Genomic DNA, 24,578 nt, shown 5'->3' on the forward strand with positions numbered 1-24,578 from the left:
TTAAGAGATACGCATAATTCCCTGTTTTTTTATAGTAAGTCCGTAATAGATAGCCTGTTAAGACAAGTGTAAGGCTATCCTTACACTTGTCTTAACAGGCTGTTCGGAAATGTTTACACATAATGGGGTGGAAGTTATTTCAATTATATCTTCACGTGCAAATTATCTCATGAAATCGTAAACTAATAGAATGCACAAATACAGCAAGTATAACGAGCACCAGAAGGAAACAAGTAACCATGAATGCATTTCCAACTGAGAAGGACGGACAACAATGTCTAGATCTACTGATTAATCAATATAAAGTACCAGACAAAATTATTAAAAATATGTTTAGTCAAACGATGAGCTCAATAATTGCACAAGATTCGCGAACTTATCCACGAGAATAAAATTAATTGCACAAGATTCACGAACTTATGCACGAGAATAAATTTAATTGTACAAGAAACGTGAACTTAAGCACTGAGCTCAAATTTAAGATGATTATTAGTATGGTATAATTTGGTTTTAGTACAACCTGAAAATGTGAGGCGATTACGTTGGCAAAAGCATTATTATTTGATCTAGATGGAACTTTACTTCCGATGGATACAGATCAATTCATCAAAAATTACATAGCTGAGCTCGCTTCAAGAGTGGCACATATCATCGACCCAAATTATTTTGTTAAAGCACTTTGGGCTAGTACGGATGCGATGATGAAGAATGTGGACTCTACCAAAAGGAATGAGCAAGTGTTTGAAGAAACCTTTTTACCAATGACATCTTTGAAAAAAGAGGAGATTTGGCCAACCTTGGATGACTTTTATGAATCAACCTTTCCGACTTTTTCTCATTTAACGAAGCCAACTTCAATGGCAAAACAAGTAGTTGAAGAAGCGATAAAACAAGGGTATAAATTAGCGGTGGCCACAAATCCAGTTTTTCCAAAGGCTGCGATTTATCACCGATTGAAATGGGCAGAAATAGCTGAAGTCCCATTTGAACTCGTCACTGTATATGAGAATATGACTTTTACGAAACCACATGTAGAATATTATCATGAAATATCAAAGCAGTTAGGGGTAACGCCTGAGGATTGCATCATGATCGGGAACGATAAGCAAGAAGATATGGTTGCAAGCTCCATCGGGATGAAAACCTTTTTAGTTGAGGGACATGTTATTGACCGTGGAGAACCGCGTTATTCGATTGATGATCATGGAACACTGGAAGAGTTATATAGTAAATTAACTAAACAAGAAGGGTTATTTAGCAAGTAAGACCCTCTAAAAAGAATGCTCACTTTAACAAAAGTGAGCATTCTTTTTTTCTAGCACTTTAATGAATTGAAAAAACATGTCATTAACGGGAGTAGGAACTTGGAGTTCTTGACCTAGCTTACAAACAGTTCCAGCTAAATAATCCACTTCCGTTTTTCGACCTGCTTCAATATCTTGAAGCATTGACGTTTTCCCTTCAGGAGACAGGTCTTCGATTAAGATCTTTTCGAATTTATTTAAATCATCGTTCGATAATTGAATGCCCTTTTTTTGAGCAAGAGATACGACTTCTTGCATGGCAGAAATCATTAAATTACGGGATTCTGAAATTTGTTGAAATACTTTATAAGGTGCATGTAAGATCGCAGAAGTCTGATTGACCCCTACATTAATCATGAATTTCCACCACATAGCGTGAAGGATGTCGTCTGGAACTTCATAAGGAATCGTTGCCCGATCAAATAATTCTTTGACGCTGCTCACTTCTGAAGAAAAGCTTGCATTCTTTGTGTCTCCAAAACAAATTCTCCCAATGTTTGAGAACCTGATTAATGTATTTTTTCGAACGGCATCAATTGCTACACACATAGCGTGCAAGAGATGATCATTACCAAGCTGATCAGCAATGATCTCTTCGCTCGCAATACCGTTCATTAAAGACATGATGATCGTATTTGGGCCGACATGATTTCGAATCTCTTTTAGAGCTTGATCAAGACCTTCATACTTGACCGTGATCAAGAGTAGATCTGCAGGTTCAGTTTTTTCTTCAGGTGTTATGTAATTAAAATCATACCGTGCACCATTAATGAAGATCCCTTTTTCTTTATAACGGTTAATTCTTTCCTCATTTGCAATGACTTGTAGGCATTGTGGATCCATCGTATGTAATCTACTGGCATAAGCAGCTCCGATTCCTCCGAGTCCAATTAGTGAAACTTTGTTAATCATGTTTTTTCCTCCATAACTATTAGCTAGTAATACTAAATTCAACAAAAAATTTATTTCTCCTACAAAAGGATATCGATTGTAGTTTAGATTCATTGAGAACTTCGTTTTTAACAGTGTGGTGAATGGAATATTCAAGAAGAATATTAGAGGTATTTACTTACTTTTGTAAAGTTCCTGATAATAATTGCTTTGTTCACTATAAAACGGTAACCCCTGTCTCTTAAAAAAGATCAAGGGTTATTTGTTGTGAGGAACTTAGTATCATTTGGTCTTGATTTTAGCGCTAATAGAAGGGTTTTAAAAGTATAAGAAGAATATATACAGCAAAGAAAATCCTATTTTGTAAGTTTAAATTAAGGAGTTCTTTTATTTTCAAAAAAAATTATATTGTTGCTCATAAAAGAACATATATGTTGTTTGATTAAAAAATCCATATTACAATCAAAAATAGAAAATAAGGAAAATTCAAAAAGTTACCAAATAACTTATTGGGTTTTTATAAAGGGAGGTCGTATAACAGAAAAGGAAACAATTAATACTCAATTTGTTTTTAAGTTGATTTACAAAAGAAAAATCTTGGGGGTATTCAAATATGAAAGGGTTTACATTTAAGGTTTCATATATCGGTTTACTAGTTCTCGTATTATTTCTCATTTCAGCATGTGGTTCAACTAGTTCATCAAACCCAAGTGGGGATGAGAGTAGTTCTGAAACGACTGAGACTACAGAAGCTAGTCCATCTGCTGAATCCGTAACATTTAGTATGGGGCATATGAATTCGCAAGATCATGTGCAGGATTCTATGTCAATGAGACCATTTAGTGAGGAAGTAGCTGAGGCAACAGAAGGGCGTTTTAATTTTCAACTATACCCTGGTGGAGCGTTAGGTTCTCCAGCTGAAACGTTTGATAATATAGTTACTGGTATTATGGATTCTGGTTGGGGACTACAAGGATACAATGCTGGAAAATGGGAAGTGCATTCCGTGATGCAATTGCCATTCTTAGCAGAGGGAGATGCAGCTAAATTAAGTGTCATTGCCCAAAAATTACATGATAAATTTCCTGAAATCGAAGCGGAATATGATGACGTAAAGTTAATGTGGGTACATGCAGCTGACCCTTATGCGATTATTACTAAAGGAAAAAAAGTAACGAGTTTAGAAGATTTAAAAGGTTTAAGATTAAGAACACCTTCAGTTGAAGGCGGTAAGATGATTGAGTCTTGGGGAGCAACGCCAGTTTCAATGCCGGCACCGGAAATTTATGATTCGCTGCAAAGAGGAGTTATTGACGGAGGTGTACTTCCTGTCGCAGCTCTAGCAGATTTTAATTTATTTGATGTCGTTGACTATGTAACAATTGGTAACTTTAACACTGCGTTATTCTATGTAGCGATGAATAAAAATAGCTGGAGTAAAATACCAGCGGAAGATCAAGCCATTATTGCAGAGATGATCGGAGAGCCTATGGCTAGAACTTCAGGAGAAGCATTTGATTACCAAAGAGAGCAAGCTATGAATAAAGCAAAAGAAGTGGGCATTGAGTTTACTGAGCTTGATGAAGCTGAATTACAGAGATTTAAAGATGCTGCACAAGGTGTAACAGAGGAATGGCTTTCTAATATGGAATCAAAAGGGATTGACGGTCAAGCCATCTTAGATGAAGCTTTGAAACTAATGCAAGAAAATTAAGACCAAATGATAATCCTTTTGGGGTGATGGAAATGAGCTCTAACGCAAAGGAAGTTCAAAAGGAACTGTTGGGATCTGAGGATCCCAACAATTCGACTTCTTTAGAAGATAAATCGAGTAGATTTGAAATGTTTGTTGATTCTCTTAATAATATTACACATAAAGTTTCAATGATTGTTCTCTTCTTAATGATGTTTCTTACAACAGGTGATGTAATAGGAAGGTATTTCTTTTACAAACCTATTACAGGGACATACGAATTAACAGGTTTGGCAATGGTGGTTGTGATCTTCCTAAGTTTAGGTAAAACTCAGCTAAAAAAGGAACATATCTCCATTGATTTTCTAACAAGTAAATTACCTATTAAAATTGAGAGTATCCTAAATGTATTGACATCGCTCATTATGTTAGTGCTACTTAGTTTAACTTCTTGGCAATTGTTTGAGTACTCGAGGAGATTTGGAAATCAGACAAGTGGGGATTTAGGCATACCAATGAGTATTTTTGCCATTGTGGCGGCGATTGGTATACTATTTTACGCTCTGACCATTGTTCTAACGATGTGGAAATCTGTAGCTAAGGTGGTGCAAAAGAATGAGTCCTGAAGTAGTTGGAGGATTGGGCATTATTCTTTTATTAGTGCTTATTCTTTTAAATGTATCCGTAGGGCTCTCGCTTTTTTTAGTGGGGTTTCTAGGTGTCTCATTATTAACAGATTGGAGCGTTGGTCTAGCTCAGTTAGGAACAGCTGCTTTTGGAACAGCGAATGCGTATAGTTTAAGTGTCATTCCGTTATTTATATTAATGGGGATGTTTATGTCCAACACTGGGTTAGGTCAGGACCTTTTTAAGGCAGTGGATAAATGGTTAGGCCACACACGGGGGGGATTAGCGATTGCAACGATTGGTGCGAGTTCTATTTTTGCAGCTATTTCAGGTTCTACTAATGCAACTACTGCAACAATGGCCAGAATTGCCATCCCGGAAATGGATAATTACAAATATAAATCCTCATTGTCAACCGCTGCTGTAGCAGCAGGTGGTACGTTAGGTATTCTGATTCCTCCTAGTGTTATTTTAATCTTATATGGAGCGTTAACACAGGAACCAATAGGTCCTTTGTTAATAGCGGGAATCGTACCAGGTATATTATTAGCACTCGTTTTTATGATTACAATTAATATACAGGTTCGTTTAAAACCGGATATTGCACCAAGAGCACTGGAATCGGCAAAATTTAATGAGAAAATTCGTTCATTAGCTACGATTTGGCCGTTTTTACTCATTTTTATGGTGAGTATTGGAGGGATTTACTTAGGTGTGTTCACACCAACGGAAGCAGGAGGAATCGGGGCAATCGGGGCTTTTTTTGTCACTTTAATTACGAGAAAACTAACATGGTCTAAATTACTATCGTCCTTAGATGATACCATTCGATTGTCAGTAATGATTTTTTTAATTTTAATTGGTGCAAGTATTTTCGGTAGATTTCTAGCGTTAAGTCAGATCCCGATGAAACTTACCTCTTTTGTTGGATCACTTGATGTTTCTCCATTTGTCATTTTGGCTTTGATTTTATTCGTTTATTTAATTCTAGGAATGTTTATGGAAGGGATAGCTATTATGGTATTAACCCTACCAATTGTTTATCCAATGGTTACACAATTAGGGTTTGATGGCTTATGGTTTGGGATTATTTTGGTTATGGTCATTAACATTGGGGTTCTAACGCCGCCTCTTGGTCTTAGTGTCTATATTATAAGTGGAGTCGTTAAGGATGTCCCTATTCAAAAAATATTTAGGGGTGTAGCACCAATGGTTGTTGTCATGGTCTTTTTTACGATCCTCTTAATCATCTTTCCAGAAATTGTAACTTATTTACCGAGTTTAACTAGGTCTTAATGAATGCTTCTACTAAAAACCCTCCTTATTATATAGCAACCTAATGATAAGACTTTAGGTTATATAGTAAGGGGGTTTTTAATTTGATTAATAAGTAGATTGATGTTTAAATATGATTATCAATTGCTTACAGAAACTGGGGTTGAAAATGAGAGAACTGAATTTAGAACCAATTCAATCAGTAGAAAGAGCTATTCAAATATTAAATTGTTTTAGTTTTGAGAAAACAGAATTGTCTATTGATGAGATTATGAAAAAAACAAAATTAGCTAAAACGACAACCTATCGCTTACTTTGGACTTTAGAACGTAATCATCTTATACAATATAATCAGAAGACTAATGAATATCGACTTGGATCAAGATTACTAGAATATGGGGGAGTCGTGTTAGAAAATCTAGATATTCGTAGAGAAGCTGAACCCATCATGCTTAAGTTGCATGAAGAAACAGGTCATTCTGTTATTTTGGCGCAACCTCAATCTGAATCAATCCAATATGTTTTAAGACTCGATAGTGATGAAGGACTTCAACCCAATAATTTTGTTGGACGAAGAAGGGTCTTACATAACGGGGCTCTTGGTATTGTATTACTTGCTTTTATGGATGAAGACTTTATTATTAAGCTTCTGAAAGAATTTCCACTTGAACCTTACACACCTAAAACAGTAACCGATCAACGTGTATTTCTGAAACGGCTAAAAGAAATAAGATCGAACTGTGTTTTTGTTGATGAAGATGAAACCTTTATTGGCTATACGGCTATAGCAGCACCTATTTTCCAAAATGAAAATAAGGCAATTGCTTCTATTGGAATTTCTGGCCCATCTTTTAAGATGGAAGGGGAAAGACGAGAACAGTTAATTGATAGTATAAAAAAAGCTGCTCTTGAAATCTCTATACAGATGGGCTATCGATATTAATGCGTGTAATCAGTTAAAGACTATTTACTTAAAATATAATGAATTGAAATCGAGGTGGAATCGTTAAATTCACCTCGATTTTTTGTGATGTTGATAGGTATGTCTAATTTGTTTTGTGGCAATAAATATCTATTTCAATATTCATTTAATATTGACAAAGCGGAAAAAAATGGGTAAATTTAAGACAGTTAATTCATTATGTAAATCGATGATTCGCAATGCGGATTGAAAGCGCTTTATATTAATGCTTTCTTAAGAGAGGGGATGCTTCAATGATTAAAAGAGAATTGGATGAAAAACTCATTCGGCAATTAAAGGAGAAAATGGCAGAAGGTTTATTTCCACAATGGGTTATTACAGATCCAGATATATATGAACTTGAAAAGGAGAAGGTATTTGGTACGACTTGGCAGTTTTTAGGTCATGAAACCGAATTAAAAGAAGCAGGAAGCTATGTAACGAGATGGATGGTAAATGATCCGATCTTACTAGTTAAAGACAGTAAGGAACAAATAAAAGCTTATTTAAATTCTTGTACACACCGCGGTACCCAATTATGTACGGCTGATCGTGGAAAAAAGAAAACGTTTACATGTCCTTATCATGGTTGGAGCTATAATTTAGATGGGAAATTGGTTGGGATTGTTGCTGGTAACAAAGTGTATGGGGAAGAAATGTGTAAAGATGAATGGGGACTACGTGAGATCCCGAGACTAGAAAGTTACCGTGGCATGATTTTTGGCTGTTTAGATTCTAATGCAGAATCATTGGAAGACTACTTAGGGGAAATGAAATGGTATTTTGATATGATGCTAGGTAGAAGCGATGGTGGGATGGAAGTGATTGGTCTTCCACAACGTTGGGTCGCAAAAGCGAACTGGAAGTCAACAGCGGAAAACTTTGCAGCAGATCCTTATCATGTCCAGACTACTCACCGATCTACAGTAGAAATGGGAATTAGTCCAGAAGATCCTCTTTATGCAGGGTATGGCCATCAAGTTGTCATGAAGAATGCGCATGGAATTAATGTGATTACATCAAAAACAGGGCGTTCAAGATCGGAATTCCAAGGAATGCCGCAATCAATGTGGCCAATGTTTCAGCGTAATTTGACACCTGAACAAGCTGATATTTTAGAAAGAGTCACCGTCTTTGTTGGAGGAGTTTATCCGAATCTTTCATTTGTGAGCCCTATTCATGGAACGGAAGGACATTTACACAATTATCTTAATTTTAGAGTATGGAGGCCGATCGGCCCTGATAAAGTAGAGGTTTGGTGTTGGTTTATGATTGATAAGGCAGCTCCAGAAGAATACAAAGCAAATGCGTACAGAGGCTATCTTGGATCATTTGGTCCAACTGGAACTCTCGAGCAAGATGATACGGAAACCTGGGCACGTATTGTTGAAGTGAGCGGTGCCTCGATGATGCGCGATAAGGAGCTAAATTATAATAATGTAAGCAACTACTTAATGGGATTTAGTCATGATAAGCAAGATGAAACATTTCCGGGGCCAGGTGTAGCGTATCCAACAACCTACTGTGATGCTTTATCAAGAAGAATGCATGAACATTGGCTAGATTTGATTACAGAAAACGCTTCTATAAAGGAGGAAAGCAAATGAGTAACGAAGTGAAATCACAAATTTCTCTTGAGACGAAAGACGAGATTACGAATCTCCTTTACCAAGAAGCCTACTATCTAGATAATCGAATGTACAAGGAATGGCTAGAATTATTAGCAGATGAGCTAGATTATAAAATGCCTTTACGTGAAACGGTCGAAGGGGTGAATATTGATAACATTTCAACGGACTCTGCGTTTTATGAAGAAACGAAAGCCTCTCTTCGAACTAGGGTGAATAGACTTTATACGAAATCAGCTTGGGTTGAGAATCCAGCAACACGTCAACGACATTTTATTTCAAACGTGGTGATTGAACCAGGTGATAGCGTGAATGAGTATTGTGTTCGGAGTTATTTCTTATATAAGAGAAGTAGAGGTTCAACTAGCGATATCGAAGAAATGTTTGGGCAACGAAATGACATTGTTAAAAAAATTGGTGATGAATGGAAAGTAGCTTCGCGTACCATCATTCCAGACCAATCGGTTATTACGACCATGAATATGAGTATGTTTTTGTAAGTAGTTTAATAAAATAAGTAAAATTCCCGTGAGTGTTTCCGCTTACAAGAACGTTTTTCTTTGAAAAAAAGAACATCGCAAAATCTGTTGTAGGCGCTTGCTATAACCTAGAGTCTAAAGATTCTGTGGCGCTTGAATTAGGTGGAAACAGTCCGTTTATCGTGCTAGCGGATGGCGAAGAAAGCAAGTTTCATTTGATGTTACTATACAATCTAAAAGACTCATCATACAGGTCAAGGTGCAAATAATGCTATTCAGGATGCAGGAGTTTTGGTTGAAGCTTTACGTGAAGCTGACTCTATTGCGGAAGCGTTACAAACATTTCAGTCAAGAAGAAAACCAGTAACAGATAAATACCAAGAATTATCTCGTCAGGCCCCAACACAAGGGGGTGAAAGCGTTTTCCTGAAAAAGGCCACTTTGAAAAAGCTTAGGCTGATCATCTGAATGGGTGAAATAACCAGCCTTTTTGTATCAAAGCTTATCAAACTGTCGTAAAGGGTTTTCGATTTATTTTCAAATAGTTATGCTATTATGCCCATTCTTCATTAAAATAAATAACTGAAACTATAAATTTCTCAACTTTGGCACCTGAAAAATAAGTGCAGTCATTGACGTTATTACTTTTGTTATCAGCTAAGTAGGTTCCTTGACACTGTGTTCAATAAATGAAAAAAAAACTCGTTCTTTGGTATAGTGAGATTGTCGAGAAATCACTACCAAACAGAATAGGTGCCTCTATATGATATTACGCCTTCAAAAAGAGTTTCAGAGGCGTTACAACCATTGTATTTGTCTGATACGTTGTCCTGTCTTGGGTCAACGTACAATCGGAGGTCCTTTCTATAACCTTTGTGATGAATTAATGAACTCGACTGGCTGTCGCATTACAGCAATTGTTCGAGCTTCTTGAAGATGCCATCAATAAGACAAATAAAAAAAACAAAAAACTAATTAAAAGTCAACTCTAGCATGGTTTGGCAATTTGCCTAGTTATATCAAGGCAATTTGCCAAAGTCACTCTGCGAAAGTTGAGTAAGGAAGTATAAAAAAAGAGTATACCCTTATGCATTTTTCGAGTGTTTAAATCTATTGTCTTTTAGATAGGTTAATGTCAGAATATAGAGAAGATTTAAATAGTGTGGTAATAGTGAAAACCACCTCATTTAAATTGGTAAAACCGTAAGTAGAGAACGTTGTAAGGTGTGGTATTGGTCCCGAAAAAAATGAAAGCGTTTTCGGTCTTGGGGTTTGAAGTTAGTAGCTTTATATCGTTATACTAACTTTCATCCAAAAAGAAAAAAACAATGAAACTAATCTAAGAAAGGGTGTTGTGTAATGGCTGTTGCTGTTGAATTACCAAAGTACCAAGAGTTATCAGATGAGGAATTAATGGAATGGACACCTGCTGAATTTGTGGAAAAAATGATTGGGAAGTCGGAAATGTTTGCTGAAAACTTTTTCCTTAAAGAGAATTGGGAGGCTGTTGAGCTTGATGAACAGACACGACAAAACAATTTGGTTGAATTCTGTGCAAGGTTAGCGTGGCGAGAATTTTATAATGGTGTACATCCACCTTCAAAACAGTTAGTGATGTTAGAAAAAAAAACTGAAGATTTAGGAATCCGCATTCGTCTTGCACAACAAATTATTGATGAAGTGCAACATCAACGTACATGGGGGAAATGGTGCAAGCATTATGGAGGTAGCCCGAGATTACAAGATTACGAGGTTAGTCCTGAGGTTCTCAAACAGTTCCAATTGACAAATGATTATGATGACCCTGCCGAAATTGCAGTAAATCTACAATTAACAGGAGAGCCCATTTTAGTTTATTTATTTGGTTATGGAACCTTAAAACCTGATGAAAGTATTACCTATAGTTTATTGCCAAAAGAATTGCTGAAAGATATTAAAAAGAGTGTGGTAGCTGATGAACCAAGACATATTGCTGTAGGAAAAGATATTATGAAGAAATATTGTGGGGACGCAAAGAAACGTCGCAAACTTTTAGAATTACAATGTAAACGGTTAGAAAATACGATTAAAATTCTTGTTAGAGATCTAGAACTTTTGGGCGCTAAGCCAGTTGGTCAATTTCCAACTATTTAAAAGAAAACAAAACAAAACAAGAGAAAATACTTGGGGATTGATTTTAGATCCCAATAAATTTCATTTAACGGTATGGTTGGAACTAGAAGAAAATTAGGAAGGATGATTAGGGGAAAGATAAAATATGTTTTCTCTTGAATTTGGAAAGAAGACTATCATTCAATTCATACAGATCGACAAGCCAGAAACGCACCAATAATATTTAAGCGGTTACATTCAAAGTGAGTTTCCAAGGACAGTCACTTTAGGGGGGGTTTTTAGAATGAAACCAAGCTGTTTTAAATAGTATCTTAACTTGGTTCCCCTCTTAGTCTGCCGTCCTAAATTTCTTCTCTCTTTCAACATTCATTCATAAAGGAATGGTGACTAATTATAGTAAAGGAAAGGAGTGTCATAAAGTGGAGAAAAATAACGAAGAAATCTCTAAATTCAGGAAATTTATGGGATGGCAGGCATTTCTCTGGGGCCTGTTATTAGTCCTAATCCCCCTTTCTGGTATTTTATTCATATTGTCTTTTTTTGATTATTTTGGTATTTCGATCATGAAACAACAATATGCAGCTTGGTTTATGGGATTAGTACTTTCGGCAGTGTTTATTGGTGTCCCAGCAACGATACGCTCTTCAAAAACAGTTATTCCATGGTATGACTGGTGTATGTCTATTTTAGGATTTTGTGGTGGGTTGTACATCGTCATTTTTTATCCTGCCATCCTTTATCAATTTGGAGTCATTACTCCGCTTCGCCTTTTTTTTAGCGGCATAGTCATTCTTTTGATTCTAGAAGCTTTAAGAAGAATGTTTGGTTTGTCGTTAGTGATCATTGTAGCGGTATTTTTAAGCTATGGGTTCGTAGCTCCTTATATGCCGGGAGCATTTAAAGGTCAAGGAACGTCTTATGACCAGTTGCTGAACTATTTATATTTAGATGCGAATAGTTTGTTAGATCTCTTATATTTAGCGGCCACTATGGCTTTTGCTTTTATCCTTTTTGGTCAAACATTATTAAACTTAAAAGGTGGAGACATATTTAACGATTTAGCTGTTAGAATGTTTGGGCGCTTTAGGGGAGGTCCCGCAAAAGCCTCTGTCGTCGGATCAGGTGCAGTAGGGAGTATTACAGGAAATCCGGTTGCAAATGTCTTGTTAACGGGTAGTATGACTATTCCATTAATGAAACGAAGTGGTTATTCAAGTTCCCAATCTGCGGCCATTGAATCCGTAGCTTCTACTGGAGGAACGATTACTCCTCCAATAATGGGAATTGCAGCTTTTATGATGGCTGAAAACTTAGGAGTGTCCTATCAAGTCATCGTAATAGCTGCAATAGTACCTGCTTTTTTATATTATCTCTCCTTATTTATTCAAGTAGATTTAAAAGCAGGTCAGAACAATATTAGAAAAGTTCCAGAGAAAGATCTTCCAGATAAAGCTTCTGTTTTAAAAAAGACTTGGTTGATCGTGCCTATCTTTTTCTTTTTAGTCTACTTTTTGTTTGCTCAAGGCCTTCCGCCGGCAACAGCAGGAGTATACGCATCAGGTATAGCCGTTATCGTTTTGTGTTTGCAAAAACAAATTCGACAAGAGTTTTTACCTAGAATGATTAGTATTTTAACAGATACAGGAAAGACGATGTTAGAAATAGGTGTAATACTAGCCGCTGCTGGTTTAATAGTTGGTGTAATTGCCATTACGGGGCTTGGATTCAATCTTGTGCAAGTGATAACGAGCTTTGGTCAACATGGCTTATTTGTTTTGTTAATTGCTAGTGCGGTTGTTTGTATTATATTGGGGATGGGTATGCCAGCTGTTGCTGCTTATGCTATTGTAGCTGTGTTAGTTGTACCAGCGTTAGTAGAATTAGGTGTTGAAGCAATAGCAGCTCATTTCTTTGTATTTTTCTTTGCGACGATGTCTAATATTACACCACCAATTGCGTTAGCTTGTTTTGCTGCAGCGCCTATCGCAAAAGAGAGTCCACATAAGATTGGGTTTGAAGCTACTAAGCTTGGAATTATCGGGTACATTATCCCCTTTGTTTTTGTATATAATTCCAGTATTTTATTAAGTAGTTCTCAAGACGCTAATATTACCAGTGTTTTATTATCAATCTTACTTGCGATTTTTGCTGTAAGTAGTTTATCAGTAGCTGTAGCTGGGTTTTTATTCGAAAATTTAAATTGGATAAAACGATTACTATTGATATTGTCTGCAGTGTTAATTCTGATCCCTGGAACTCTTGGAATGGGTTGGGGGGGGGATCTAGCTGGATGTGTTATAGCAAGTATTGTCTTTACACTAGAGTATCTAAGAAGAAAAACGTATAAACAAGCTCTACTTGTAGAAAAAGAAGTACAAATAAGCTAAGAAAGTAGGTAGACCAAAAATGTTTTTAAAAAGAAGGTCTCTTCAGAGAAAATTAACCACTATCATGTTTTTAATTGTTGTAACAGGCGTAATGACAGCATGTGGTGGGTCTGACTCAGCTACTGGTGAAACAGAAAATTCTAACCTAAGTGTTGCTACCAATCCTTCTGGTTTATTTTTTAATAGCGCAGGGTCAGCCATTGCAAGCGTCGTTAGTGATCATTCATCAGTAAATGTTACAGTCCGTCCATATGTAGGAGCAACTCAATGGCTGCCTCTACTTAACGAGAGCCATGTGAACCTGGGAGTATCCGAAGAACCAAATGTTTATTGGGCTGTTAATGGTGAAGGGATGTTTAATGAAAGTCATCAAAACATTAGGACGATTGCTTCAATCGGAATGCTCAATATGAGTGGCTACACTGTAAGAGAGAACTCAGGTATAGAAAAGTTAAGTGACTTAAAAGGGAAAAGAGTCGCAGCAGGTTATAACGGAGAATGGATAATACAATATTTATTAAAAGCTCAATTAGCATCTGTAGGTCTAACAAGCGATGACGTCACTTTAGTAACGATTGCAGATAACAACGCTGGTCTGGACGCTTTGCGGGAAGGAAGGGTTGACGCAGTTTTTACAGGAAACCCAACTCAAGGGGCTTTTCTTGAACTAGATAATGCTATTGGAATAACAGCATTGAATTATGCAGATGTCAGTCCAGATGAATTAGATATATATAAGGACGATCTTGTAAAAGACATGCAGAAATTTGTCCCTTCTCTTGAACCAGTAGTAGTTAAGGGTGGGATCATTAAAGAAGATACAGTTATATATAGGTTTGGTGTTACATTAGTTAGTTCTAATCAAGTCTCTGACGAGGAAGCTTATGAGATCACAAAAGCTTTATGGGAACATTATGAGGAGTTACCAAAAATATTTGGTTGGTATAAAGACTTAACTCCAGATAAAATGTTTAATCCTGCACCATCTGCTCCATATCATTCTGGTGCTATAGAATATTTTAAGGAAGCTGGAATTTGGACAGATGAAGCTGATGAATATCATCAAGAACTGATGAATTCTATAGAGTAACAGAACAAGTAAAAAAACAGTGAAGATATAAGAGGAGGATAATATGTTTGATTTTGAGGTGTGGAGTAAAAATGTATTTGAATTAATTGATGTAATTGAACAGCGTGAAAATAATCACGAGGATGCTTCCATATATAAAGAGGAGTTAAATGAATTATGGAATGAATTGTTTCAACAAGAAGACGATATGTTCGTGCAATTTTTAAAGGAAATATTAGAGATAACAAAAGAAGTAATAAACGGTGAAAAAGATCGATCCGAGCTTAATAAGGTTGTAGATGATATGCGTGAGAAGGTATTAAAGTATTAAACTTAAACAAAATGAAACAAAGTATATTAGGTTTGTGACAATGATAAATGGTGAAGGAGTGGGTGATGTGTTAACAAAAGCTGCAGTTACCTTAGGTAAAGGAGAACCGTTTCAAATTACAGAACTACAAATAGATGAACCAAAACCAGGTGAAGTTCTAGTGAAAATAGCAGGTTCAGGAATATGCCATACCGATTTGGTCGTAAGGGATGCTCAATTTCCAGTCACTTTTCCGATTGTCTTAGGACATGAAGGGTCTGGGGTAGTTGAAAAGATCGGTGAAGGTGTAACCAGTGTGCAACCTGGAGATCATGTGGTGCTTTCTTTTAGCTCATGTGGAACCTGTAAGAACTGTCATAATGAGAAGTCTTACGCATGTGTAAACTTTTTTTCTCTGAATTTTGGTGGAAAGATGATAGATGGAACAAATCGATTATCTATGGAGAATGGTACTGAGGTTTCGAGCTTTTTTGGACAGTCTAGCTTTGCTAATTATGCAATAGCTTCAGAGAGAAATGTAGTCAAAGTGTCGAAAGATGTTCCGATAGAAATGTTGGGTCCTCTTGGTTGTGGAATCCAAACTGGCTGTGGAGCGGTTATGAATAAATTAAAGCCGGAACCTGGTTCCACAATGGTTGTATTTGGATGTGGCTCTGTTGGTTTAAGTGCAATAATGGCTGGAAAAATCGTAGGCTGTACAACCATTATTGCCGTCGATGTTCAGGATAGTCGCCTTGTATTTGCAGAAGAATTGGGTGCTACTCATACTATCAACTCTAGAGAAGTTGATAGTATGGCAGAGATTCAGAAAATAACAAAAATGGGTGCCGATTATTCTCTAGAAACGAGTGGTAGACCTGAGGTACTTCGTCAGGCGGTTGATTGCTTAGCCTCTTTAGGAACGTGCGCTGTTATTGGAGCAGCTCCTATTGGAACAGAAGTCAGCCTTGATATTAAAACGATGCGGCAGGAGCGTACAATTACTGGTGTTGTTGAAGGTAGCTCACAACCTCAAGTTTTTATTCCACAAATGATTGAGTTATATAAGCAAGGGAAACTACCATTTGATAAACTGATTTCATTCTACAAATTGGAAAAAATTAATCAAGCGACTGAAGATACAAAAAATGGAACTGCGATTAAACCTGTGATTCTATTTGAGTAGAGTTAAGAAAGATAAGAGAAGCTCGTATTATTAAGTTTTATAGTCAATAGAAGTTCAGAATATAAGGCTATGAGTTTTAAACAATTATTACTTCATCTTTTAATTCATTTTGACTAATGAATGTAAAATGGGTATTGATACAAAGACCATATGCTCACTATTTGTTCAAATATGATCATAAACTATCTGCTTTTTCATTGAATTAGACTAACTCGGTTTACCGACGTTATGCTCCATTTTTTTTGTTAATACGACACCGACCCGTTTCTGCAAGGGATGGTGTCGTTTTTATTTTCGTGAATCACCAAAAGAAAAGGTACGAAGCGGATTATCCGGACTGTAGTTCCGTTATATTTGTCATAAGGCTTTAATTTCAGGGGATAACGGATTGTGGTTCCGTGATTATGGAAATATCAGTTACATTTTAATTATTTACAACAAATAACGGATTTTGTGTCCGCTCAAAAGCAAGAGTCGCGCGCTTTCTTCAACATTACTGATAAACAAAATTTAAAACTCCTTATAATTGAGTAGATTTCATGATTTGAATCCTTAGTCTCGCAAGGTTTTCAAGACCGAAAAAAGCAGTACCTCCCCAAAAGTCGAATAAGTTAGATACCAGACCAAACTAAAGACTGGAGGAAGACTCCCTTTATGACCATTATATGACAAGGAAGCCATACCAAAAGCGAAAAAAAAGAGGGGAAAATATTTAAATTTAAAAAAAGCAAGATTTTTAGAAGGTGAATTAAAGGTGAAATTAAGAGTTTAAAAAATTAGATATGAGCACGGCTCTTACACTTTCAGAACAGGATCTTGTCCGTATATACGGCATGCGCTTGGATACCCTATCCACTATTACACTTTCAAAAAGAGTTAGGGGTGTTCAAATCCTGTTACTAAAATAAAGGTCATTTTCAATTTTAAAGAGAATAAGGAGATAAGGAGATAAGGAGATAAGGAGATAAGGAAAATTTATAGATTCATCACCAAAAATTGTGAAAAATGTATAAAAACAAATAAAACACCTGTGAAATCCCGGCAATAATGTTAGCGACGAAACAAACATTAACAGGAGGAATCGCAAGTGCTTTCGTTACCATTAGATTTGCCAGAATTTGAAGTTCTTAAACTTACAGTTCAAGAATCTTGTTATGAATTTGAAGTTCAAAAATCTAAGGATGAACGCTGTCCTTATTGTGGATTCAAGGATTATAAACGCGATGATCGTACACGTAAAGTTCGAGATTTAGCGATATTAGAAAAAGCTTTGTACTTACTTGTTCATGTCACTCGTTTCCGTTGCCAAAATTGTGATGAAGTATTCTCTCAAGTCCTTTGAATCCATTAAAGGGAATCAAGGTCAAACCATTAGATATCGTGAACATCTTTATGAGTTATGCTTAGGAACGACGATTAAAGATGGCAGTAAAAAACAAAAGATTCCCTATACAATGCTTGAAAGAATCTTCTATGAAATTGCCGAAGAAAAAGCTCAGAAACAACAAGAACAGGACAGGTACAAGACCAAGCATCAGTTATTGGATAGATGAAGTAGTTGTACGAAAAGGTCATTACGAATTTAGCCGTTGGTAACGTCCTTGGTATGACAAAAGATCGCACAACACAAGCTGTTTCTACTTTTGTTCAAAACGAGAAAGTGTTGTCTCCAGATTCTATTTAAACGGTCGTCAGTGATATGTGGGAGCCTTTTTATAACACTGTAAAAGCAACACTTTCAAATGCCAATATAGTCATAGATAAATACCATGTCATTCGAAAAGTCACCCAAGCATTAGACCAAGTGCGCAAAGAGATCCAGTCTAAAAATCGCTCTTTAAAAAGAGGTGGATTACTGTTACTAAAAAGCAAGGAAAACTTCAAGGATTGGCAAAAGAAAAACTAGATCAATACTTTGATCATGTTTATGAATCTGACTCATATTCTCAAGCAAAGGAAAGGTTATCCGGTGTGAACTAGTTCGTATTAGTCCTTTTAAAGCCTTTAAGAAAGCAGCTAAACGATTAAAAAGTGGGAAGAAGAAATCCTCCAATATTTTACAACTGGCTACACAAACGCTAGAACAGAAGGAACAACCCATAAGATTAAGAACATTAAGCGTAGATCTTATGGGTTTAGAAACAGAAAACGTTTTAGAACACGTGTGGTTCTTGAGTGTACTAGAAAACTTCAACATTCTTTAGTTAGTTTCTTGATCAATGGGAATACTAAGCTGTGAAAATCCTCTTTTTTGGCTTTTTCGAAGTGTAGTTGGTAGTGTGCTAGCTGTCAAGGAGAGCACTTCAACTCTCACACTACAAAACTGAATCGAGGTTAAGCCAATAAAGAAGGGAACTATATTCATACTTCATCTCAGCTAACATAACCCCCAGATTCAGGTAAATCACAATAATTGGTGAAGAGACAATTTATAAAGGTAATAAAGGAGATGGTGAAAATAAATATTGACAATTTAAGAATATTCTGCTTAGTCGTTGAGGAGAAGAGCATTAGTAAAGCTGCACAACTTAGCTATGTTTCGCAACCAGGAGTGACTCGCCAGATCAGAGCACTAGAAGATTTCTATGGGTTATCACTATTTAACAGAAAAGACAATAAGTTAACAGTAACGAAAGCCGGACGTGCTTTATACCCAATAGCAAAGGCTATAATTAATGATTTTAATTGTTCCATAGAAATGATGAAAAGAATGAATGATGAACACCATTTCACACTACATGTTGGCGCTTCATTAGGAGTTGGAGAATATATATTACCAAAATTATTAGGGGAATTTAAAAAGAATCACCCTGAAGCAAAATTATCCTTAAAGATTGGCGATACAAAGAACATTGTTGATGGACTCACCCAAGGTACATTTCATATTGGAATAGTAGAAGGTGAATTTGATCATCAAGAATTTCATACAGCATTATTGACTGAAGATGAACTCATTCTTATAATCGGTCCTGATCATCCTTGGCGGTTTAGAAAAATGATTGAATTACATGAAGTAATTAATGAGCAATTAGTACGAAGAGTTGCAAAATCTGAATTCCGATTAAGAGTTGAAAAAGAGTTAAGTAAGTACAATTTACTTGATAGGGTTACGACTTACATAGAGTTAGAAACTACTCAAGCGGTAAAAAATGCTGTGGAATCAGGACTTGGTATCTCTTTTATCTCACGAATAGCTGCTGAAAAAGAACTAGAAGCAGGGAGGCTGATAGAAATTGAAATCATAAATTTCAAGATAATCAGACCACTATACGTCGTTATGAGGAAGAGTCGATTTCCTCATTTGGGGACCGAGAAATTTATTGATATGTTAAAAGAAATGCCAATATACAAAACAAGAAAGAATTTATCATTATAAGCAAATATAACAAAAAGGTATACCCTTATGCAATTTCCGAGGTAGAAATTGCATTGTTGTTTAATTAGATTAATGACATAATATAAAAAACAATTAAAATATTCTGTTAAACAGAAAGGAGAGAAGGGTTATTTTTAAAATAGCTCCTGAGCTTTCCACCAACGACTCACATAATGTTTAAACGATTTTTTAACAAATGACCACCACTTTTGTTCAAAAAGGAGAGAAGTAAATAGCATTATTAAAAATGGGGCTGTTAGCATTATGTCCTAAAAAATGAATTATGTAAGCGTTTACTATATTTCTGATTATAAAAGTTATTAGTTTTTTATTATTTTTATTTCAAGAAAAAATTAATTTAGAGAGGAAGTTTTAAAGTGACTGTTGCTGTTGAACTTACAAAACCGTTTGTTTATGGACGATGATCCAACAGTATCCCCTTTTTTTTGAGCAAATCGAAGACATCAAGGTATGCTTGTAATAAGAGAATAAATTTAGAAATTTTTCTGGATTTATTCTCTTATAAGATCATGTAACAAACCCAAACCTTATCCGTAAGTGTATATTCAGATTGATTTAGTCGCATTTTCAGGTGAAGTCATTGTTCCAGAAGAGTGAGAAGTAATTAAAGTAGATTAAGATATATGAGAGTTAACCTATGGCGTGTCAACTCCGATAAAGGGATGGTAACGGCTCTAATTTAAAGGGAAAACGAGGAGGAAACAAAATGAAAAGTTATTCGGAGTGGTTTATGTGCCCTATTGCTGGAGAGTGGAGAGATGGTTCAAGTGATCGAGTTTTATCTGTGGAAAATCCATATACGAATAAAGAACTCGTTAAAATTAAAATGGCTACTACAAGCGATGTAAATAAGGCGTATGAAGAGGCGGAACGTGTACAAAAGAAATGGGCTCAAACTTCACCTTATGAAAAAGAAAAGATTTTAAGAAAAGCTGCCGATTTACTAGAAGAAAGAAGAGAACAAATTGTTGATTTAATTATTAATGAAGCGGGGGGGAGTAGAATCAAGGCGAACATGGAAGTTTCAGGTTCGATAAATTTAGTAAAGGAAGCAGCTTCGTACCCTTTTCAAATGGAAACTCGTATATTCCCTTCTATTGTACCAGGAAAAACAAATATGGTAATTAAAGAACCAGTCGGGGTTGTCAGTATCATTACCCCATGGAATTTCCCATTTTCACTATCTATGCGTTCTGTGGCTCCAGCACTAGCTACAGGGAATGGAGTAGTCATAAAGCCATCACTTGATACACCAATTACTGGTGGACTCCTGCTTGCAAAAATATTTGAGGATGCAGGATTACCAGCGGGGTTAATAAGTGTGATTGTAGCTTCAAGCCAAGATATTGGCAACTCATTTATTACAAACTCAGTTCCGAAAATTGTTTCTTTTACTGGCTCGACAGAAGTAGGAAGAAAGATAGCGCAAGTAGCTGGAGAAAATTTAAAAAAGGTTTCTCTTGAGCTTGGCGGAAATAATGCATTCATCGTTTTAGACGACGCGAATATTGAAAATGCTGCAAAAGCTGCTGTTTTTGGTAAATTCCTACACCAGGGGCAAATCTGTATGGCTATTAACCGGATTATTGTAGACAAAGCTGTTTATAATGAGTTTGTCGAAAAGTTTGTTCATAAAGTATCTAATTTAAAAGTAGGAGATCCCGAGAACCAGGAGACTGTAATTGGTCCATTAATTAATCAGAAGCAAGTCGAAACAGTTAAAGGTTTATTAGAAAAAGGAATCGAAGAAGGGGCGAAAGTGGCCCTTGAAGGGAAAATAGTTGGAAATGTTGTAACCCCATTTGTATTAACCGATGTCAAAAATAATATGTCAATCGCACAAAGTGAAATCTTCGGCCCTATTGCCTTAATTATACCAGTTCAAGATGAAGATGAGGCAGTCCGAATTGCCAATGATTCACAATATGGATTAAGTGGAGCTGTTTTTTCAAGATCTACTAAACGTGCGCTTAACGTAGCTAAGCAAATTAAGACAGGAATGATCCATATCAATGATCAAACCGTTAATAATGAACCAATGGTACCTTTTGGGGGGGAAAAAGATTCAGGTATTGGTAGACATGGAGGAGAATGGTCTGTTGAAGAGTTTACTACGGTGAAATGGATTTCTTTACAGGAGAAAGAAAGAGCCTTTCCGTTTGGAGCTAGTAACTAACGTTAACTTGGTGTATGGACTAACCTAAAACAGTGAAAATAAAATACCTCTGAAAATGGTACAATCAAAAATAGTACTTTTATCAGGGGTGTTTTTTTGTGACGAATTGTAATATTAAGTGGGCAGTTGTTAGGGATAAGTGGAAAGTAAATTAATAAATCAGGAAATAATGGACGATTTTGGATAACAAGTTGAAGCATGAGGGGAATGATAAAGAAAATCGATACGTTGAGGTAAGCAAGTATAAGCATTTAGTAAACGGTTTTGAAACGGGCCGACAAAACGGTAACGTAGTCTATTAGGACAGGCGTTGTTCATGAAAGTCTAAGGGAACAAGGTTGGTGTTTGTGTCAGATAAATCAGATACAAAGAAGCCTAAAAGTACCTTAGAATTCCACCGACTTTAGTCATGTGGAGTTTCAGTTGAAGCAACTGAAAGAATAGCTCTAAAAATCTGTGAAAATGTACTTCTTTCTGTTTTCGCAACTAAACTGGCGGTATATCAAAGATCTTTGGAAAAGACTAAATTGGGCTTCTTGAATTGAAGAAGCGACCGTTAGGGAGCACGCCTTCAAAGCATCAGTGAAACGGCCATTTCCCTTCAAGTGTTCATCATGAATCTCTCGAAAGCCCTTCGAGAAATTTTTATTTTTTTCATGGGTTTAGAACCAGGAACTTCAGTACCGATAAAAGTAAATTGAAATCGTGTGAATCTATAGAGTTATTCAGCAATACTTAAATAGACATTGGAATTCACTGAGTGATAAAATAAAAATGCGAGCTATTCTACTAAAGTTGGTGTATTAATTATGCTGAAGTCCTTTATAAAAGATGAACTTCCAAAAAATCAAATTTTAAAAACGATCTATTTATTGATCCATGACCATGGTCCAACTACTAAGACAGACCTTTTAGAGAAGACTAATCTGACACAGACAACTTTGTTTCGTATTATTGAACGTTTGGAAAAGGAAAAGTTGATCGTGGAGTGCGGATACGGGGAATCAAACGGCGGGCGTCCACCTATTCTATATAAGATCAATGCTCGATTAGGGTTTATCATTTCTATACATATTAACAGGATGTTTACGAGAGTTTGTTTGCATAACCTTCAATTTGAAAGTCTAGATGAAGTTTCTATTTCAATGACGAAAAGTCATACACCTCGGGTCGTGATCGATGAGACTTTCAAGAATATTCAGCGATTTATGAGTAAACATCATTTCACAATAGACGATTTACTCGGAATAGGGATTGGAGCAATTGGTCCACTTGACCGAGAACAAGGGGTCATTCTAGAACCAGAACCGTTTGCTGCTCCAGGATGGGAAAATGTTCCGATTGTAGAGGAGTTTAAAAAACGTTACCCGGTGAAAATAATGCTTGAGAACGGTGCAACATTGGCAGCATTAGGAGAATATAAAGGAGATAGTTCAAACTATAAGAATATTCTTTGTTCAATCAGTAGCTGGGGAATAGGATGCGGTATCATTTCGAATGGAAAAGTGGTTAGGGCTCATAATGGAAATGTCGGACTATATGGTCACATGGTTGTAGATATTGGTGGAAATAAATGCAAGTGTGGTAAAAGAGGCTGTCTGCAAGCATATACTTCACTTTATGCGATTTTAAAAGACTTGGAGTCTAATTATCTTTCAGAGAAAAGGGACTTAACTTGGTTCAGAGATAATACAATTCCATTGATTAAGGAGCTAAACCGTAATCGCGAGGTTACGTATGAAGCTGTTATGCGTTCAGCTTATTATTATGGGGTGGGATTGTCTAATATTATTAACCTTCTTGAAACTGAAGTGGCAGTACTTTCAGGACCACTAATTCAATTGTACAAAGGCTATTTTGAAAAGGTAAAAGAAACAGCCATGCAACATATTACTTTGAATAAGAACGTAATAATTGTTCAAGAAAAATCATTGCAGGCATCTGCTTCAGTTGGGGCAGCTGTTACTATTTTTTCTTCATTATTTGGGAGAGAAGAAAATTAGTTGATTGTATATAATTTATTGAAAAATTTAAAAATTCTATTTATTTTTTCGTTTGAATGAGTTATTATATTTTTAACCACTTTTATCCAAAATGAATTTAAGGTTGGTGGAGGAATAAGGATTAAATACACCGGAAAATGTAAGCGGTTCATTTTGGTCTCTTTTATCCAAAATGAAAAAAAGAAAAACAGGATCGGAAAAAAACAAAAACAATAGGGAGTGATTACCATGTCAGAAATCTCAATCGTTATGCTAGGAACGGGAAGTCCACGTCCAAATTTGAACAGATCACAACCAGCGCAGGCACTGGTTATCGGCAATGAAACCATTTTAGTTGATTGTGGGGAAGGTACGACTACTCAGTTAATGAAAGCCGGGATTGTGCCAGAGTCAATTAATTATGTAATTTTTACTCATTTACACTCAGATCATACGCTAGGGTACGCTCAGTTTTTACTTGGTGGTTGGGGACAGGGCAGGTCAGAACTTACTGTTATTGGTCCAAAGGGAACAAAGGATCTTCATGAAAGTATCTTGAAAATGTATTCATATGATATCGACTATCGTTGTTCACTTGGCCGGTCTGGAGCGGGGATTCGTGATGTTCGTATTATTGAATTCAGTGAGCCTGGAGAATTATTGGAGAATCCTTTACCATACAAGATCACTACAGCACGTATGATACACAATGTTCCTACTTTTGCTTTTCGTTTTGAAATCGGTGGGAAAACGATTGTTATATCAAGTGATACATCACCGAATGAGGAAATTGTAGATCTAGCAGAAGGGGCCGATCTATTAATTCAGAATGCAGGTCTGACAACAGGAGAGAAGAGTCAAGCCCTCGAAAAAATTTGGGATCAGCTCCAAAAGGAACATTGTAGTCCTACCCAAGCTGGTATTATTGCAAAAAGAGCGAAGGTAAAAAAGGTTGTCCTTACCCATTTTCTCCCGGAGGCTGATGGACGTATTGCATTCAAGGAGGCATCTGCTGTGTTTTCCGGAGAAGTAATTGTACCAGAAGATTTGGAAGTTATTGCAGTAGAATAAGGGTCTAATTTAAACTTTTGTAAGAGTTAA

22 protein-coding genes and 1 pseudogene are annotated in these 24,578 nt (G+C 36.2%); 22 read left to right on the forward strand and 1 reads right to left on the reverse strand.

Translation table 11 applies throughout. The features are described from left to right. Positions 1-542 precede the first annotated feature (542 nt). Positions 543-1,265: an HAD family hydrolase gene (locus LDX58_RS02355; RefSeq protein WP_227935246.1), complete on the forward strand. Its 723-nt coding sequence runs from the start codon at positions 543-545 to the stop codon at positions 1,263-1,265. Between the two features lie 24 nt (positions 1,266-1,289). On the opposite strand, the gene LDX58_RS02360 is transcribed toward LDX58_RS02355, so the two are convergent. Further along, positions 1,290-2,216 (reverse strand): ketopantoate reductase family protein, encoded by a 927-nt coding sequence (locus tag LDX58_RS02360; protein ID WP_227935247.1) that lies wholly within the window; start codon positions 2,214-2,216, stop codon positions 1,290-1,292. A 592-nt stretch (positions 2,217-2,808) separates the two neighbouring features. Here LDX58_RS02360 and LDX58_RS02365 point away from each other — a divergent pair. From LDX58_RS02365 to LDX58_RS02455, 21 genes and pseudogenes are all read left to right on the forward strand, one after another. Next, complete coding sequence (locus tag LDX58_RS02365; protein ID WP_227935248.1) at positions 2,809-3,909, forward strand: TRAP transporter substrate-binding protein; 1,101 nt, start codon at positions 2,809-2,811, stop codon at positions 3,907-3,909. A gap of 32 nt (positions 3,910-3,941) precedes the next feature. Beyond that, the gene (locus LDX58_RS02370) at positions 3,942-4,514 is read left to right on the forward strand and encodes a TRAP transporter small permease (RefSeq protein ID WP_227935249.1); all 573 of its coding nucleotides are present in this window, start codon (positions 3,942-3,944) and stop codon (positions 4,512-4,514) included. Further along, a complete protein-coding gene (locus LDX58_RS02375; protein ID WP_227935250.1) occupies positions 4,504-5,811 on the forward strand; it encodes a TRAP transporter large permease in 1,308 nt (435 codons plus the stop codon). The genes LDX58_RS02370 and LDX58_RS02375 overlap by 11 nt, the downstream gene beginning before the upstream one ends. 148 nt (positions 5,812-5,959) lie before the next feature. Continuing rightward, entirely contained in the window at positions 5,960-6,733 is a 774-nt protein-coding gene (locus LDX58_RS02380) for an IclR family transcriptional regulator (RefSeq protein WP_227935251.1), read from the forward strand. 272 nt (positions 6,734-7,005) lie between these two features. After that, positions 7,006-8,358, forward strand: a complete 1,353-nt coding sequence (locus tag LDX58_RS02385; RefSeq protein ID WP_227935252.1) for an aromatic ring-hydroxylating oxygenase subunit alpha — start codon at positions 7,006-7,008, stop codon at positions 8,356-8,358. Next, the gene (locus LDX58_RS02390) at positions 8,355-8,879 is read left to right on the forward strand and encodes a 3-phenylpropionate/cinnamic acid dioxygenase subunit beta (RefSeq protein WP_227935253.1); all 525 of its coding nucleotides are present in this window, start codon (positions 8,355-8,357) and stop codon (positions 8,877-8,879) included. The genes LDX58_RS02385 and LDX58_RS02390 overlap by 4 nt, the downstream gene beginning before the upstream one ends. A 270-nt stretch (positions 8,880-9,149) precedes the next feature. Then, a complete protein-coding gene (locus LDX58_RS02395; RefSeq protein WP_227935254.1) occupies positions 9,150-9,326 on the forward strand; it encodes a hypothetical protein in 177 nt (58 codons plus the stop codon). Between the two features lie 298 nt (positions 9,327-9,624). Then, positions 9,625-9,914 (forward strand): annotated as a pseudogene (locus LDX58_RS26960) (IS4 family transposase); the annotation flags it as partial. 303 nt (positions 9,915-10,217) lie between these two features. Next, positions 10,218-10,991: a hypothetical protein gene (locus LDX58_RS02400; RefSeq protein WP_227935255.1), complete on the forward strand. Its 774-nt coding sequence runs from the start codon at positions 10,218-10,220 to the stop codon at positions 10,989-10,991. A 398-nt stretch (positions 10,992-11,389) separates the two neighbouring features. Continuing rightward, positions 11,390-13,357 carry a TRAP transporter permease gene (locus LDX58_RS02405; RefSeq protein ID WP_227935256.1) on the forward strand — a complete coding sequence of 656 codons (1,968 nt, stop codon included), beginning with the start codon at positions 11,390-11,392 and terminating at the stop codon, positions 13,355-13,357. Between the two features lie 19 nt (positions 13,358-13,376). Then, positions 13,377-14,447 (forward strand): TAXI family TRAP transporter solute-binding subunit, encoded by a 1,071-nt coding sequence (locus tag LDX58_RS02410; RefSeq protein ID WP_227935257.1) that lies wholly within the window; start codon positions 13,377-13,379, stop codon positions 14,445-14,447. Positions 14,448-14,490: 43 nt separating this feature from the next. Continuing rightward, on the forward strand, positions 14,491-14,757 hold the full coding sequence (locus LDX58_RS02415; protein ID WP_227935258.1) for a hypothetical protein: 267 nt from the start codon (positions 14,491-14,493) through the stop codon (positions 14,755-14,757). A 67-nt stretch (positions 14,758-14,824) separates the two neighbouring features. Continuing rightward, entirely contained in the window at positions 14,825-15,922 is a 1,098-nt protein-coding gene (locus LDX58_RS02420; protein ID WP_308017418.1) for an NAD(P)-dependent alcohol dehydrogenase, read from the forward strand. A gap of 1,087 nt (positions 15,923-17,009) precedes the next feature. After that, entirely contained in the window at positions 17,010-17,264 is a 255-nt protein-coding gene (locus LDX58_RS02425) for a transposase family protein (protein WP_227935260.1), read from the forward strand. Between the two features lie 216 nt (positions 17,265-17,480). Beyond that, the gene (locus LDX58_RS25750) at positions 17,481-17,606 is read left to right on the forward strand and encodes a hypothetical protein (RefSeq protein WP_265416523.1); all 126 of its coding nucleotides are present in this window, start codon (positions 17,481-17,483) and stop codon (positions 17,604-17,606) included. A gap of 15 nt (positions 17,607-17,621) precedes the next feature. Continuing rightward, positions 17,622-17,828, forward strand: a complete 207-nt coding sequence (locus LDX58_RS02430; RefSeq protein WP_227935261.1) for a transposase — start codon at positions 17,622-17,624, stop codon at positions 17,826-17,828. A 117-nt stretch (positions 17,829-17,945) separates the two neighbouring features. Further along, positions 17,946-18,161 carry a transposase gene (locus LDX58_RS02435; protein WP_227935478.1) on the forward strand — a complete coding sequence of 72 codons (216 nt, stop codon included), beginning with the start codon at positions 17,946-17,948 and terminating at the stop codon, positions 18,159-18,161. Positions 18,162-18,371: 210 nt separating this feature from the next. Next, the gene (locus tag LDX58_RS02440; RefSeq protein WP_227935262.1) at positions 18,372-19,298 is read left to right on the forward strand and encodes a LysR family transcriptional regulator; all 927 of its coding nucleotides are present in this window, start codon (positions 18,372-18,374) and stop codon (positions 19,296-19,298) included. A 727-nt stretch (positions 19,299-20,025) separates the two neighbouring features. Continuing rightward, positions 20,026-21,495 carry an aldehyde dehydrogenase family protein gene (locus tag LDX58_RS02445; protein ID WP_227935263.1) on the forward strand — a complete coding sequence of 490 codons (1,470 nt, stop codon included), beginning with the start codon at positions 20,026-20,028 and terminating at the stop codon, positions 21,493-21,495. 809 nt (positions 21,496-22,304) lie between these two features. Continuing rightward, positions 22,305-23,498: an ROK family transcriptional regulator gene (locus LDX58_RS02450; RefSeq protein ID WP_227935264.1), complete on the forward strand. Its 1,194-nt coding sequence runs from the start codon at positions 22,305-22,307 to the stop codon at positions 23,496-23,498. A gap of 228 nt (positions 23,499-23,726) precedes the next feature. After that, positions 23,727-24,548, forward strand: a complete 822-nt coding sequence (locus LDX58_RS02455; protein WP_227935265.1) for an MBL fold metallo-hydrolase — start codon at positions 23,727-23,729, stop codon at positions 24,546-24,548. The last annotated feature ends 30 nt before the right edge of the window (positions 24,549-24,578 follow it).

Source organism: Alkalihalobacillus deserti (assembly GCF_020734105.1).
Lineage (GTDB): Bacteria > Bacillota > Bacilli > Bacillales > Bacillaceae_D > Halalkalibacter > Halalkalibacter deserti.